The 12,632-nt window shown below is 60.7% G+C and carries 11 protein-coding genes; 1 reads left to right on the top strand and 10 read right to left on the bottom strand.

The window, feature by feature from the left end:
* Positions 1-209 precede the first annotated feature (209 nt).
* From DOU54_RS23085 to DOU54_RS23065, 5 genes are all read right to left on the bottom strand, one after another.
* Positions 210-926: an ABC transporter ATP-binding protein gene (locus DOU54_RS23085; protein WP_004445152.1), complete on the bottom strand. Its 717-nt coding sequence runs from the start codon at positions 924-926 to the stop codon at positions 210-212.
* Positions 907-1,671, bottom strand: a complete 765-nt coding sequence (locus DOU54_RS23080) for an ABC transporter ATP-binding protein (RefSeq protein WP_004445150.1) — start codon at positions 1,669-1,671, stop codon at positions 907-909. Before DOU54_RS23080 ends, DOU54_RS23085 begins: the two co-directional genes overlap by 20 nt.
* Entirely contained in the window at positions 1,668-2,675 is a 1,008-nt protein-coding gene (locus tag DOU54_RS23075) for a branched-chain amino acid ABC transporter permease (protein ID WP_107339574.1), read from the bottom strand. Before DOU54_RS23075 ends, DOU54_RS23080 begins: the two co-directional genes overlap by 4 nt.
* A 1-nt stretch (position 2,676) precedes the next feature.
* A complete protein-coding gene (locus DOU54_RS23070) occupies positions 2,677-3,540 on the bottom strand; it encodes a branched-chain amino acid ABC transporter permease (protein WP_004445147.1) in 864 nt (287 codons plus the stop codon).
* A 90-nt stretch (positions 3,541-3,630) separates the two neighbouring features.
* Positions 3,631-4,803 (bottom strand): ABC transporter substrate-binding protein, encoded by a 1,173-nt coding sequence (locus DOU54_RS23065; protein WP_004445145.1) that lies wholly within the window; start codon positions 4,801-4,803, stop codon positions 3,631-3,633.
* Positions 4,804-5,143: 340 nt separating this feature from the next.
* On the opposite strand from DOU54_RS23065, the gene DOU54_RS23060 reads away from it, so the two are divergent.
* Positions 5,144-5,518: a hypothetical protein gene (locus tag DOU54_RS23060; RefSeq protein WP_006700227.1), complete on the top strand. Its 375-nt coding sequence runs from the start codon at positions 5,144-5,146 to the stop codon at positions 5,516-5,518.
* 26 nt (positions 5,519-5,544) lie between these two features.
* Here the strand turns inward: DOU54_RS23060 and DOU54_RS23055 are convergent, their stop codons facing one another.
* The 5 genes from DOU54_RS23055 to DOU54_RS23035 all read right to left on the bottom strand — a co-directional run bounded on the left by DOU54_RS23055 (position 5,545) and on the right by DOU54_RS23035 (position 12,536).
* Positions 5,545-7,278: a M14 family metallopeptidase gene (locus DOU54_RS23055; RefSeq protein WP_113731842.1), complete on the bottom strand. Its 1,734-nt coding sequence runs from the start codon at positions 7,276-7,278 to the stop codon at positions 5,545-5,547.
* A 5-nt stretch (positions 7,279-7,283) separates the two neighbouring features.
* Positions 7,284-8,132, bottom strand: a complete 849-nt coding sequence (locus tag DOU54_RS23050) for an ABC transporter permease (protein WP_113731841.1) — start codon at positions 8,130-8,132, stop codon at positions 7,284-7,286.
* A gap of 6 nt (positions 8,133-8,138) precedes the next feature.
* Entirely contained in the window at positions 8,139-9,062 is a 924-nt protein-coding gene (locus DOU54_RS23045) for an ABC transporter permease (RefSeq protein ID WP_006700225.1), read from the bottom strand.
* Between the two features lie 76 nt (positions 9,063-9,138).
* Positions 9,139-10,674: an ABC transporter substrate-binding protein gene (locus DOU54_RS23040; protein ID WP_113382267.1), complete on the bottom strand. Its 1,536-nt coding sequence runs from the start codon at positions 10,672-10,674 to the stop codon at positions 9,139-9,141.
* Positions 10,675-10,715: 41 nt separating this feature from the next.
* Positions 10,716-12,536, bottom strand: coding sequence for an ABC transporter ATP-binding protein (locus tag DOU54_RS23035; protein WP_004445135.1), 1,821 nt, complete (start codon positions 12,534-12,536; stop codon positions 10,716-10,718).
* Positions 12,537-12,632 lie beyond the last annotated feature (96 nt).

Here is a 12,632-nt window from a genome sequence, read left to right as displayed (position 1 = left end):
TGGGTTTTTCGGAGGAAGGGCAGATGAGACGGCGGGGCTTTGTGTGATCGGTCACCCTCCGTCATACCGGCCTCGAGCCGGAATCTAGCCGACGCGCGTCGGCGCGGCGCGAAGGGTCTCTTCACCCCAAAGACTTGGGGTGCCTGGATGCCGGCTCAAGGCCGGTATGACGGAGATTATATATGAACGCGCAATGGCGATACGTTGGCTTAGTGCAGCCCACCCACGCCTAGATGCGTATCGATAATATCCGGGTTCTCCACCAGTTCGCTCGACGGTCCGTCCCAGACGATGCGGCCGCGTTCCATGATGATGGCGTGGTCGGCGAAGTCGATGGCCATCTGGATGCGTTGTTCGACGAGAAGAATGGTCATTTCGCCGGATTGCGCAAGCTTGGAGAAGGCGGCCATCAGCTCTTCGCAGATGACGGGGGCGAGGCCTTCGAGCGGTTCATCGAGCAGCAGCACCCGCGGCTGGCCGAGAATGGTGCGGGCGGTGGACAGCATCTGCTGTTCGCCACCGGAAAGTTGCGAGCCGAGATTGCGGCGGCGCTCCTTGAGGCGCGGAAACAGCGTGTAGGCTTCCTCTATCGCCGATTTCGGTCGCCCCTTGAGGCCCACGAACAGGTTTTCCTCCACCGTCAGCGTCGGAAACACGTCACGGGTCTGTGGCACGTAACCGAGGCCGGCCTTGGCGCGCGCAGCACTTGGCAGGGTGCCAATCTCCTGCCCCCCGATGCGGATATCGCCGGAAAAACGCTTCGTCTGGCCGGCCAGCGTGGCGAAGAGGCTTGTCTTGCCGACGCCGTTGCGGCCGAGCACGGCGAAACGCGAGCCCGATGGCACGGAAAGCGACAGGCCCTCGATGACCCTTGTCGGGCCATAACCGGCCGTGAGGTTGACGATTTCAAGCGGCGCTGCGGGCATCGGCGTAACTTCCCAGATAGGCTTGGCGGACTTCCGCATTGCTGGTGACATCATCAGGCGAACCGTCGAAAATGACGGCGCCGGCGGCCAAAACGACGACGCGCTTGGCAAAACGGAAGACCAGATCCATGTCGTGTTCGATCATCAGGATCGCGAGGTCGGATGGCAGCCGGTCAAGCGCCTGTTCGATGCGCGCGGTTTCCGTGGAAGGCACGCCGGCGGCCGGCTCGTCGAGCAAGAGGATTTTCGGGCGAAGCGCCATGGCAAGCGCGATCTCGATCAGCCGCTGCTGGCCATAGGCGATTTCGCGCACCTTTGTTTCGGCGAGGGCCGTGAGGCCAAGCGTGCCGAGAATGTCGCGGGCTTCGCCCATCACCGCAGGCATGGCACGGTAACGGCCGAAAATCCGGCCGGTCTTTCCCTCACGCTGGAGAATGGCGAGCGCCACGTGCTCCTCTGGCGTCATGTCCTGAAACAGCCTGGTAACCTGGAAGGAACGTACGAGCCCGCGTTTCACGCGCTGGCTGGCGCTGAGGCCCGTCACATCCTCGCCGGCGATGCGCACCGTGCCGGCTGACGGTTTGATATTGCCGGTGACGAGATTGACAAAGGTCGTCTTGCCGGCGCCATTGGGCCCGATGAGTACCGTCCGGTCTCCCGGCGAAAGCGACAGCGAGACGTTGTTGGTGACGACGAGGCCGCCGAAATTTTTCTGCAGGCCGGAGACTTCGAAAATGGCGCTCATTTGCGACCTCCCCGGAGACGCGCGATGATCTGTTCGCCTGCGCCATAAAGGCCGCGCGGCGCGAAGAGCACGACGGCGATCAGCAGCAGGCCGACAATGGTGAGCCAGTGAAACGGGTTGGCGGCGGAAACCACGTCTTCAAACCACATGAAGGTGACGGTGCCGATCAGCGCGCCGTAAAGGGAACCCGCGCCACCGAGCACCAGCATGACCAGCCCCTCGGCCGATAGCGTGAAGCTGAGGCTGTCCAGGCCGACAACCTGCGTGGAGATGGCGTTGAGCGCACCACCGATGCCGGCGACGATGCCTGAGATAACGAACATCTTCAGGATTGTGCCATTGACGGCGCCGCCCATGGCCTGAATGCGGATGCTGTCCTGTTTGACGCCGCGGCACAACATGCCGAATGGTGAATTGACGACCACCTTTAGGGCGAGGAAGACGACAAGCAGCAGGCAGACACCATAGATATAGGCGGTGCGGCCGAAGAGGTCGAATTCGAAGGTGCCGAACAGCGCGTCCGGCGAAACGCCGGCAAGACCGTCGCTGCCGCCGGTCCAGCCTGAAGCCTTGTTCGCCGCCTCGTGGAACAGGTGGATGACGGCGATGGATAGCACAAGCTGTGGAAGCCCGTGGGCACGCAGCAGCACCGCGCCGGAAAGCAGCCCGGCCACGCCGCCCGCTGCCGCGCCGATGACGGTCATGAGAAGCGGGTCGGTGATTTCGAAATGGGCGGCGGCGATGCCGGCGGCATAAGCGCCGGCGCCGAAGAGGGCGGCATGGCCAAGCGTGGCGACGCCGCAATAACCGGTGACGAGATCGATCGACAGCACCAGAAGCGCGATGGCTATGATGCGTGTCAGAAGCGCCAGATTATCCGGAAACAGGTAATAACCGGCAACAGCGGCGGCGATGATGAGGAGCGGCCCCGCGAGCGCGCGCAGTGGTGAGCGCGCCTTCGGAATGTCTGCCGTTTCAGTCACGTCGTTCATGAGCACCGCCATCTCATTTCGCCCTTCCAAGAAGGCCGCGCGGGAACAGCGTGATGATCACGATGACCGCCAGATAAAAGAAGAACTCGCCATATTCGGGCGCAAGATATCGCCCGGTCGTATCGATGGCGCCGAGCAGCAGGCAGGCGATCAACGCGCCGGGAATGGAGCCCGCGCCACCAACGGAAACCACGACCAGAAAGGTGACCATGTAGCGCAGGGCATAATAGGGTTCCACCGGCAGCAGTTCCGCGCCGATGACGCCGCCCATGGCGGCTAGTCCGACGGCGATGGCGAAGCTGACGGCATAGATGATTTCGGTGCGCACGCCGAGGGCTGCGGCCATGGCGGCATTATCGACCGCCGCGCGCAGCTTGATGCCGAAGGCGGTCTTTTCAAAGGTGAACCACAGCGCGCCGGCCACGGCAAGACCGCAGGCAATGGCGAAGATGCGGTGGGTGGCGATGGTGCGGAAGCCAAGATCGGTGGGGCCGGCCAGCTGCTGCGGCAGCGGAATGGTCTTCAGCGTCGGGCCGAAAACGAAGTTCGCGATGCCAATGATGCAGAAGGTGATGCCGATGGTCATCAGCACCTGTGTCAGTTCCGGCGCGCCATAGATGCGGCGATAAAGGAAACGTTCCAGCGGTATGGCGATGACGATGGTGCCGACGATGGCGACGAGGATCGCAGCCGCATAACCGAGACCCAGTCCGTGGGCGGCATAGGAGGCGAGATAACCGCCGATCATGGCGAAAGCGCCGTGCGCCAGATTGACCACACGCATCAGCCCCATGGTGACCGAAAGGCCGATGGAGATGATGAACAGGACCATGCCATAGGCAAGCGCATCGATGAGGATGCTGAAGACCGTCTGCATGATGAAGAAACTCCTCCCGGTGCTGCAATGCCCGTCCGGGCCGGAAACGGGCCGCCACTGGCGGCCCGGCAATATTGTCCTGTCTGGCCGTTACTTCGCGGCGGCGAGACCCGGATCGCCCTGTTTTTCGAAGGTCTGGACTTCCTTGTTGTAATAGCTGCCGTCATCGGCCTTGGCTACTTCGCGCAGATAGATGTTCTGCGTGATGTGGCGGCTTTCCGGGTCGATGCTGACCGGGCCGCGCGGGCTTGTCCAGGAAAGGCCCTTGACTGCCTCAACCGCCTTTTCCGCATCCTGCTTGCCGCCAGTGGCCTCGATCATCTTGCTGATGACATACATGCCGTCAAAGGCGCCGACGGAAGGGAAGGAGAGTTCCTTCGGATTGCCGATTGCCTTGGTTGCGGCTTCCACGAAGGTCTTGTTCTCGGGTGAATCATGCGAGATGGCATAATGGAAGGTCGTCTGCATGCCGAGTGCGGCTTCCCCGAGCGCCGGCAGGTCGGATTCCTGCGTCAGATCACCCGGCGCGAAGAGCTTGACGCCTGCGGATTTCAGGCCGTTGTCGTTGAAGGCCTTGACGAAACCGAGCGTGGTCGGGCCCGATGGCAGGAAGGCGAAAACACCCTGTGCGCCGGAATCCTTCACACGTTGCATGATGGGACTGAAATCATTGGTGGAAAGCGGCATGCGGATGGTTTCAACCACTTCGCCGCCGGCAGCGGTGAAGGCCGCCTTGAAAGCATTTTCGGCATCGACGCCCGGGCCATAATCGCTGACCAGTGAGATGACCTTCTTCACGCCGCCGTCAAAGGCCACCTTGGCGATGGGGGTGGAAGTCTGCCAGGTGGTGAACGACGTGCGCACCACATAGGGGCTCTTGGTCACGATGGCCGAGGTGGCGGCATTCATGACCACCATCGGCACGTTGCCCTGCTTCAGCAGGGGTGTGACGGCCATGGCGTCAGGGGTAAAATAGAAGCCGGCAAGATATTGCACGCCTTCCTTCACCACCAGCTCCTGCGCCAGTGCCTTGGATTGCGCCGGATCGGCCTGCGGCACATCGCGATAGACGACCTCCACCGTGTCATTGCCGACCTTGTTGCCGTGAAGGGCAAACCAGGCATCGATGCCGGCCTTGAAGTTCTTGCCCTGCAGCGCAAACGGGCCGGAAAACGGGCCGACAACGCCCACCTTGATCGTTTCTGCATAAGCGGCAGAGCTGAAACAGATGGCCGCTATCGCCACGGTGATCCGAAATTTCATGGTTTCCTCCAAATTCGCCTGTGGCTCCCATCCACCGGTCCAGGCTGCCAGATTGATGATTAAGAATATCAAAGTAAAATGAAATAAGGGGGGTAATAAATAACCTGACGGTTATCAATACTGCGTCTTTGACGCCTTGCCCATATCGGATCGGGAAATCAGCCCGGCGCCTGCCCCTTTTTCAGCTCCGCATCGGCCTTGGTCTTCGCGGTCAAACAGTTCGGGGCAAATGTCGCCTGCAACCGCGCGACCGGCCGTCCCGCAACCAGAGCTTTAACCAGTTCTAAGGGGATTTTTCGTAGTCTCCCCAAGCATATTTAGAACGTTATTTGGTGTCTTGATGGGCGAATATCAGAATAAAGCTGTTGAGCTGATGCGCAATCGCGTTGGAGAAAACAGGCTCAACAACCGGATCGAGCGTCGTGAAGCATTTCTGCGCAAGGCGCTGACGCTTTATCATGCCATGGGTGGTGCGATGGAGGATGTGGAAGCGGCCGTCAAGGACGCCGTGTCATCACCTGCACCGACCATCGACGTAGCCGTCGGCGACGTGATGTACAAGCTGGCCGCCATCGGCCATGTGGCCGATCTCGATATTATCCAGGCGGGATATAACAAGCTTGATGCCGCCAACCTGCATATTCTCAGCAAGGGCAAGAAGCTGCTGCAAAAACAGCGCGATCAGAAACTGGCTGCGACAACGCCGGGGAAGTGAACCGCCCGCCCGGGGCGGTTGCCGTATCAGGCCACTTGCGGCGACAGGATTTCCTGCCAGGCATCGTAGGCGGACAGCACCGTTTCCATTTGCGCGGTGTGGCCGGTGATGAAATCCGTGCCATAGATGGTTTCGTCGGGATATTCGGTGATCAGCGTCATCGGCACGGTGTGGCGGTCATCGATGGACGACAGGCACGGAAAGCCGTTGATGATGCGGAAACCGGTTTCGCCGGCGTGGATTTCATAAAGCGCGATCTGGCGGTTATTGTAGTCTAGCAAGCCGGGAATGGCGCCGAGATGGCGGGTTACCTTGTCCAGCAGGGCTTCCGCTCGGCTTTCCCAGTCCGCATGGTGGCGGATGATGAGGAAGAAACCCTTCGGCAGCGTCCACATGGCGAAATTGCGCGGCACATAACCTGACAGTGGTCTGGTCCACTCATGCGAGGGATAACCGTGCAGGTTCACATGCAGGCTGGCGCCGCTCATTTCCTGCGCCTTGAAACGGATTTCCTTCTCGTTCAGATGCGCAGCCGAATTTTCCGACGTGCGATATTCGAGGTCATCGCCAAGGGCGGTGTACCGCGCCGCATGATGCATGTGGCGCGGATTATCGACGCGCAGACGCTGATGCAGGGCGTAACCGTCAGGATTTTCCAGCGGCGAGATGGTGAAATGCGCGCCCTTGCGATCAGCGAGTTTGCGGGCGGCGCGGATGGCGCCGACGATGCCCGTCGTCTCGTTGGGGTGCTGGCCGCCGCTGATCATAACCGCGGCATCGCTGCCGGCGACATAACGGGCGGAAAGGACGCGGCCGGAGCGGGAGCGCGCCTGGAATGCCTCGCCGCCGATTTCCTCAAGCAGCCCTGCGAGCTGGCCTGCCGCAACCGGTTCGCGCGCCTCATCGATCGGTTGCTCGCCGCCATCGAGGAAGGCGGTTGTGAGCGGGCGGGTCTCGATGTGAAGGGTGATCTCGCCTTCGCTTTTGACGATTTCCGGTACGATCTGGCCGGGCTTGAGGCCACGGTCACCCAGCGGGCGGCCGGATTTTTTCTGAAAGAACTCCAGCAGCGAGAAATAGAAATCCTCGTGCAGCGCTTCGCGCAGGCTGACGACCTCATCACCAACGGAAAGAGGCAGATCTTCTGCCGGATGGGTAACACGGATGTTCAGTTCCTCGAAATAGGGCTCTTCATCGCCCCAGCCGTGGTTGGCGACGGCACTGATTGCCGCTTCAAAAAGCTGTTCGTAATCCGTCTCCAGTCGCTCGCCCGAGGCATCACCGGCAAGCCGGAACCAGCCGGTTGGCGAGACATTGGTTTCGCCGACGATATCGGTATGAACCCGGTTCGGAGCCAGAACCTTCAGAGTTTCCGTCTTGCCACGGCGGCTCAGCGTCACCTCATAATGGAAACTGTCGTCCTCGCGGGCGATGAAATCCAGCTTCGCATCGCCCACCAGCGCCGCCAGCGGATAGGCCTCCAGCCGGAAACGGTTGGAGGGGGCGTTTTCGTGCACCGGGTAACGCACTTCGATGGCGTCGACGCCATCCAGATTGATCTCTTCCAGAAAGGTGAAGAGAAGCGGCTTGTAGGCGCTGCGGATGCGGGCGCAGATGCCTTTTTTCTTCAGCCTCTCCTCAGTCTCGCGGCGGCTTTTGGCGTCATCGAAGGTCCATGCCTCGAAGGACTGGCCGGGCTCGGCTTTGGCGACAAGCGCGTCCAGCGTGCGTTCGAAGGTCTTGTCGAAAATCTGGCTCATCACGGTTACCTCGAGGTTCTGCCTGTTGGGTCGAGGCTGTCGCGCAGCCAGTCGCCGAGAAGGTTGAGGCCAAGCACGGTCAGAAGAATCGCAAGGCCGGGAAAGACGCTAACCCACCATGCCGTCTGCAGATAGGTACGCCCATCCGCCAGCATGCCGCCCCAGCTCGGAATTGTCGGATCAACGCCGAGACCGAGGAAGGTGAGGCTGCTTTCCAGCAGGATGTTGTTGGCGACGTTGAGCGTCATCAGCACGATGACCGGGCCGATGAGGTTCGGCAGCAGGTGCTGAAGGATGATGCGCCAGTCTTTCACGCCGATGGCGCGGGCGGAAAGAATGAATTCCCGCTCCCTGAGCGTCAGCACCGATCCGCGCACGAGACGGGCATATTGCACCCATTGCGAGACGATCAGGAGGATGATGGTGTTGGTGAGACTGCCGCCGACAATGGCGATGAAGGTGATGGCGAGCAGGATGAAGGGCATGGCGAGCTGGATATCGGCAAAGCGCATGACCAGCATATCCCAGAAGCCGCGATAATAACCGGCGACAAGGCCAACGGCGACGCCGAAGATGACCGCGCCGATGACCGAGGTGAAACCGACCAGCAGCGAAATCTTGCCACCGGCGACGACACGCGCCAGCACATCCCGCCCGAGCGGATCGGTGCCCAGGGGATGGGCGGCATTGGCGAAGGGTTTGGCAAGGCGCGCCATCAGGTCGATCTTGTCAGCTCCGCCAGGAAACAGCACATCGGAAAAGATGACGGCAAGGCAGATGATTGTCGTCAGCGACGCGCCGAGGACGAATTCGAGATTGGTGAAGCGCGCGAGACGCGAGGATTTGGCAGCCATCGTCACTTACTCCGTGCGGATGCGCGGATCGACAAGCCCATAGGCGATATCGACCAGAAGGTTGATGCCGACGATCATGAGCGACAGCACGGTGATGACGGCCTGAAGCACGGGATAATCGCGCGCGCCGACCGCGTCGAAGGCGAGCGTGCCGAGGCCCGGCCAGTTGAAGACACGCTCGATAACGACGATGCCGCCCAGCAGCCCACCAAATTGCAGGCCGAAATAGGTGATGAGCGGAATGGCGCAGTTGCGCAGCGCGTGTTTGTAGAGAACCTTGCTTTCACTGAGCCCCTTGGCGCGCGCCACCATGACGTATTGAGAACGCAGCGTATCAAGCATTGCTGTGCGCACCAGCCGCACATTGGTGGCAGTAAGGATCACACCCATGGTGACCGCGGGCATGATGTAGCTCGCAAAACCGCCCATGCCGCTTGGCGGTAGCCAGCCGAGCGTGATGGAGAACAGCAGCACCAGCATGGTCGCCAGCCAGAAATTCGGGAAGGAAAGGCCGACGAGCGAGAAGATGCGGATCACCTGATCGGCCGTCTTGCCACGCGATGTTGCGGCTTTGATGCCGAGCGGGATGGACAGCGCAATCGACACCGCCATGGAGATGAAGGCCAAGAGCAGCGTGGCGGGCAGGGCATCGGCGATCAGGCGCGAGACCGGCGTGCTGCCGGTGAAGCTGCGGCCGAAATCGAGCGTCAGAAGGCCCTTCAGGAAGCTGAAATATTGCACGAAGAACGGCCGGTCGGTGCCGAGCGCCGCACGGATGCGCGCCAGATCATCTTCCGTCATGCTGCCGCCGCCCTGGAACATGGTGACGGCGGGGTCACCCGTCAGGCGGATGGCGAAAGAAACGAGAAGGGTGATGGCGATGACGACAAAAATCGCCTGCAGCAATCGCTTGATGAGGAAACCGGCCACGTTTTTTACCTTGAAGAGAGACCCGGCCTTGCCCGCATTGCGGCGGGCAAGGTGTGTTGATCAGAAACCAGCCTGATTATTCGACGGTAACGTCGGTCAGTTTCAGGCGATTGTCAGGCGGTGCGACAAAACCCTTGACCCGTTTGTTGATGCCGTAAATGGCATTGGTGTTGTAGAGCGGGATTTCCAGCGCGCGTTCGGCGGTGTAGCTGCCGATTTCCTTGAGAATCTTTTCGCGCTCGGCGCGGTCCGTCAGCGGACGCTGGGATTCCAAGAGCTTGTCCAGCTTTTCGTCCTTGTCATAGGGGTTCCACTTCTCACCCGAGTGATACATGGAATAGGCGGTGTTATCGTAATCGAAGGTCCAGCCGCCCCATTTCTGCTGGAACATCGCGCCGGTCTTGCCCTGCGGAATGATGTCGTTCAAGAGAACGTTGGTTTCATAGGGCTTGATGGTGGCGGTGATGCCAACCATGGAGAGGTAGCTGGAAATGACCTGCGCCACTTCGTTCATCGTCGCGTCGTTGCCGCGGATGTCGATCTGCAGCGCCGCACCCGGCTTGACGCCGGCTTCCGCGAGAAGCTTCTTGGCGCCTTCAGGATCGTAGGGCAGCGGCTTCAGTTCCGGGTCGTAACCGAAGGACAGCGCGCTCTGGAAGCTTGCGATTTCCGATGCCTGGCCGGCAAGGATCGACTTGACGATCGTGCCGCGGTCGACGGCCATGATGATGGCCTTGCGGACCTTCGGATCGGCGGTGATGCCGTCACGGGTGTTGAAACGCAGCGCATCGACGGTCGGACCGGGGACGCTGACGATCTGAAGCTTGGAATCGCCCTCGATGACCGGGATCATGCCGATCGGGATGGTGGGCGGAATGACGAGATCGACGCGGCCTGCCTGCAATTCGGCAACGGCGGTCGCCGGCTCTGAAATGAAGCGGTATTCCAGTTCGGAAAGCTTCGGTGCGCCGCCCCAGTAATCCGGGTTGGCTTCAAGCTTGATGTTGGTCTTCGGTGCATAGGATACGAATTTGAACGCGCCGGTGCCGATAGGGTTGAGGTTAAAGTTGTCCTCACCCTTTTCCTGGATATATTTCGGCGGCACGATCATGCCGCCATAACCGGCAAGCTTGGTGAGCAGAACCGGATCCGGCGCCTTCAGCTTCATGTCGACGGTGTAGTCGTCGATGACATCGACGCTTTCGATGGCGACATAGTTGGAGCGCTGCGGGCCCTTGGCACCCTGTTCGCCGAGAAGGCGCTCGAAGGTGAACTTGACGGCGGCGGCGTTAAAGGGCTCGCCATTGTGGAACTTGACGTTCTGGCGCAGCTTGAAGCGGATGCGCTTGCCTTCATCCAGCTCTTCCCAGGATTCGGCGAGGCCGGGCACGACCTTCAGGTCCGGGCCGCGATAGGTGAGGCCATCGAAGATGTTGGTGGCGACAGCGGCCCATTGAACGAGGAAGGTGTCGATCGGATCCCAGCTGCCCGGATCCTGCGGGCTGGAAATGGTCATCTTGCCGGCGGCAAGAGCCGGTGCGGCGGTCAAGGCCGTTGCGGCCATGGCAAGCGCGACGAACGTTGTCGTCATCCCCTTCTTGATTATTGTCATCTACCTGTTCCTCTTCAGATGGTTGTGGTTCTGGTTGTTATTCAGGCGCTCTTCGCGATGAAGTGGCCCGGATTGATTTCCTCATGGGCGAGAATGGCCGGCTCATCGCCGACACGGCGCACGGGATTGGGAATTTCGCCCTCGATCATGGCAATGCGGCGCTCGATGGTCGGATCGGCCACCGGCACGGCCGACAGCAGGCGGCGGGTATAATCATGCGTCGGCGTTTCGAAGACCTGCCGGCGGCTGCCCATTTCCATGATCTGGCCGAGATAAAGCACGGCGACGCGATGGCTCATCTTTTCCACGACAGCCATGTCATGGCTGATGAAGAGATAGGCGAGCCCGCGCTCGGCCTGCAAATCCATGAACAGATTGATGATCTGCGCCTGAATGGAAACATCGAGCGCCGACAGCGCCTCGTCGGCAATGATGAGCTTCGGATCGGAAGCGAGCGCGCGGGCAATACAGACACGCTGGCGCTGGCCACCGGAAAACTCGTGCGGATACCGCGCGGCGTGCTCGGAGGAGAGGCCCACACGCTCCAGCAATTCATCCACCCGCCGCTTTACGGCTTTCTGATCATTGATCAAACCATGGGTGTTGATCGGCTCGGCAATCGAAAAACCAACCGTCTTGCGTGGATCGAGCGAGGCGAAGGGGTCCTGGAAGATATATTGCACTTCCTGACGCATGCGGAAGCGTTCCGCCGCCGACATCTGTGCAAAGCTGCGGCCGTTGAAGGTTATTTCGCCCGAGATGGCCGACTGCAACTGCTGGATGGTGCGGCCGATAGTGGATTTCCCCGAGCCGGATTCTCCCACCAGCGCCAGCGTTTCGCCGGCATGAATATCGAAACTGACCTTCTGCACGGCGCTGCACCGGTGCGTTGCCTTGCCGAACAGGTTCTTGCGGATATCGAAGCGCACGAACAGGTCCTTGACCGACAGAAGCGGTTTCTGGTCGTATTTCGCGGTATTTTGCACGCGCTCTTCACCGATCACGACCGGCTGGCCATCCTGCAGCACGGTGAGCGGCAGGCGCTTCGGAAAGGCTTCACCTTCCATGCTGCCAAGGCGCGGAACGGCGGAAAGCAGGGCGCGCGTGTAAGGGTGCTGCGGATTGGCGAAGATATCCTTGACCGGACCTTCCTCGACCTTCTTGCCCTTCCACATGACGACGACGTCATCGGCCATTTCCGCCACCACGCCCATGTCATGGGTGATGAAGACCATGCCCATGCCGAGCTTCTTTTGCAGGTCGCGCATGATGTTGAGGATCTGCGCCTGAATGGTCACGTCGAGCGCCGTCGTCGGTTCGTCGGCAATGAGAAGCTTCGGACGACAGGCGAGCGCCATGGCAATCATCACACGCTGGCGCATGCCGCCGGAAAGCTGGTGCGGGTATCGCTTCAGAAGCTCGGCGGCATCGGGCAGGCGCACCATTTCGAGAAGCTTCTGTGCTTCTGCCATCGCTGCCTGCTTACCCATCTTCTCATGCAGCACAAGCACTTCGCAGATCTGGTCGCCGATGGTGAAGACGGGGTTGAGCGAGGTCATCGGCTCCTGGAAGATCATGGCGATCTCCTTGCCGCGGATCGAGCGCATCTCTTTCTGAGAGGCCTTCAGCAAGTCCCTGCCTTCAAACAGGATTTTGCCTGTCGGATAGGTCGCGCCCATCATGTCCGCAAGGCGCATGGTGGAGAGCGACGTGACCGATTTTCCCGATCCGGATTCGCCGACGATCGCCACCGTGCGGCCGGGCTCGACGCGAAAGGAAATATCGTCCACGACGCGGCTGTTGCCAAACTCGACGCTCAGGCCTTCGACGGACAGCAGGGCGTTTGCGTTTGCGGCAGTCATGTCAGTGTCTCCGGCGTGGCCTGCGCCGGTGAAGCGGCGCGGTGGTCTGGAAAAAGAAAAGGGCGATGGGCAGGCGAGCTACGCGCAACGCCGGGC

The sequence above is a fragment of the Agrobacterium sp. MS2 genome, assembly GCF_003261015.1.
Taxonomy (GTDB): domain Bacteria; phylum Pseudomonadota; class Alphaproteobacteria; order Rhizobiales; family Rhizobiaceae; genus Agrobacterium; species Agrobacterium pusense.
The sequence above is the reverse complement of the archived record's forward strand: the minus strand, read 5'-3'. Positions and strand labels throughout refer to the sequence as shown.

Coding starts and splice junctions, on each gene's coding strand:
- DOU54_RS23035 (WP_004445135.1), bottom strand. CDS start 12,536: ATGACTGCCGCAAACGCAAACGCCCTGCTGTCCGTCGAAGGCCTGAGC.
- DOU54_RS23080 (WP_004445150.1), bottom strand. CDS start 1,671: ATGAGCGCCATTTTCGAAGTCTCCGGCCTGCAGAAAAATTTCGGCGGC.
- DOU54_RS23075 (WP_107339574.1), bottom strand. CDS start 2,675: ATGGCGGTGCTCATGAACGACGTGACTGAAACGGCAGACATTCCGAAG.
- DOU54_RS23055 (WP_113731842.1), bottom strand. CDS start 7,278: ATGAGCCAGATTTTCGACAAGACCTTCGAACGCACGCTGGACGCGCTT.
- DOU54_RS23050 (WP_113731841.1), bottom strand. CDS start 8,132: ATGGCTGCCAAATCCTCGCGTCTCGCGCGCTTCACCAATCTCGAATTC.
- DOU54_RS23070 (WP_004445147.1), bottom strand. CDS start 3,540: ATGCAGACGGTCTTCAGCATCCTCATCGATGCGCTTGCCTATGGCATG.
- DOU54_RS23040 (WP_113382267.1), bottom strand. CDS start 10,674: ATGACAATAATCAAGAAGGGGATGACGACAACGTTCGTCGCGCTTGCC.
- DOU54_RS23060 (WP_006700227.1), top strand. CDS start 5,144: ATGGGCGAATATCAGAATAAAGCTGTTGAGCTGATGCGCAATCGCGTT.
- DOU54_RS23085 (WP_004445152.1), bottom strand. CDS start 926: ATGCCCGCAGCGCCGCTTGAAATCGTCAACCTCACGGCCGGTTATGGC.
- DOU54_RS23065 (WP_004445145.1), bottom strand. CDS start 4,803: ATGAAATTTCGGATCACCGTGGCGATAGCGGCCATCTGTTTCAGCTCT.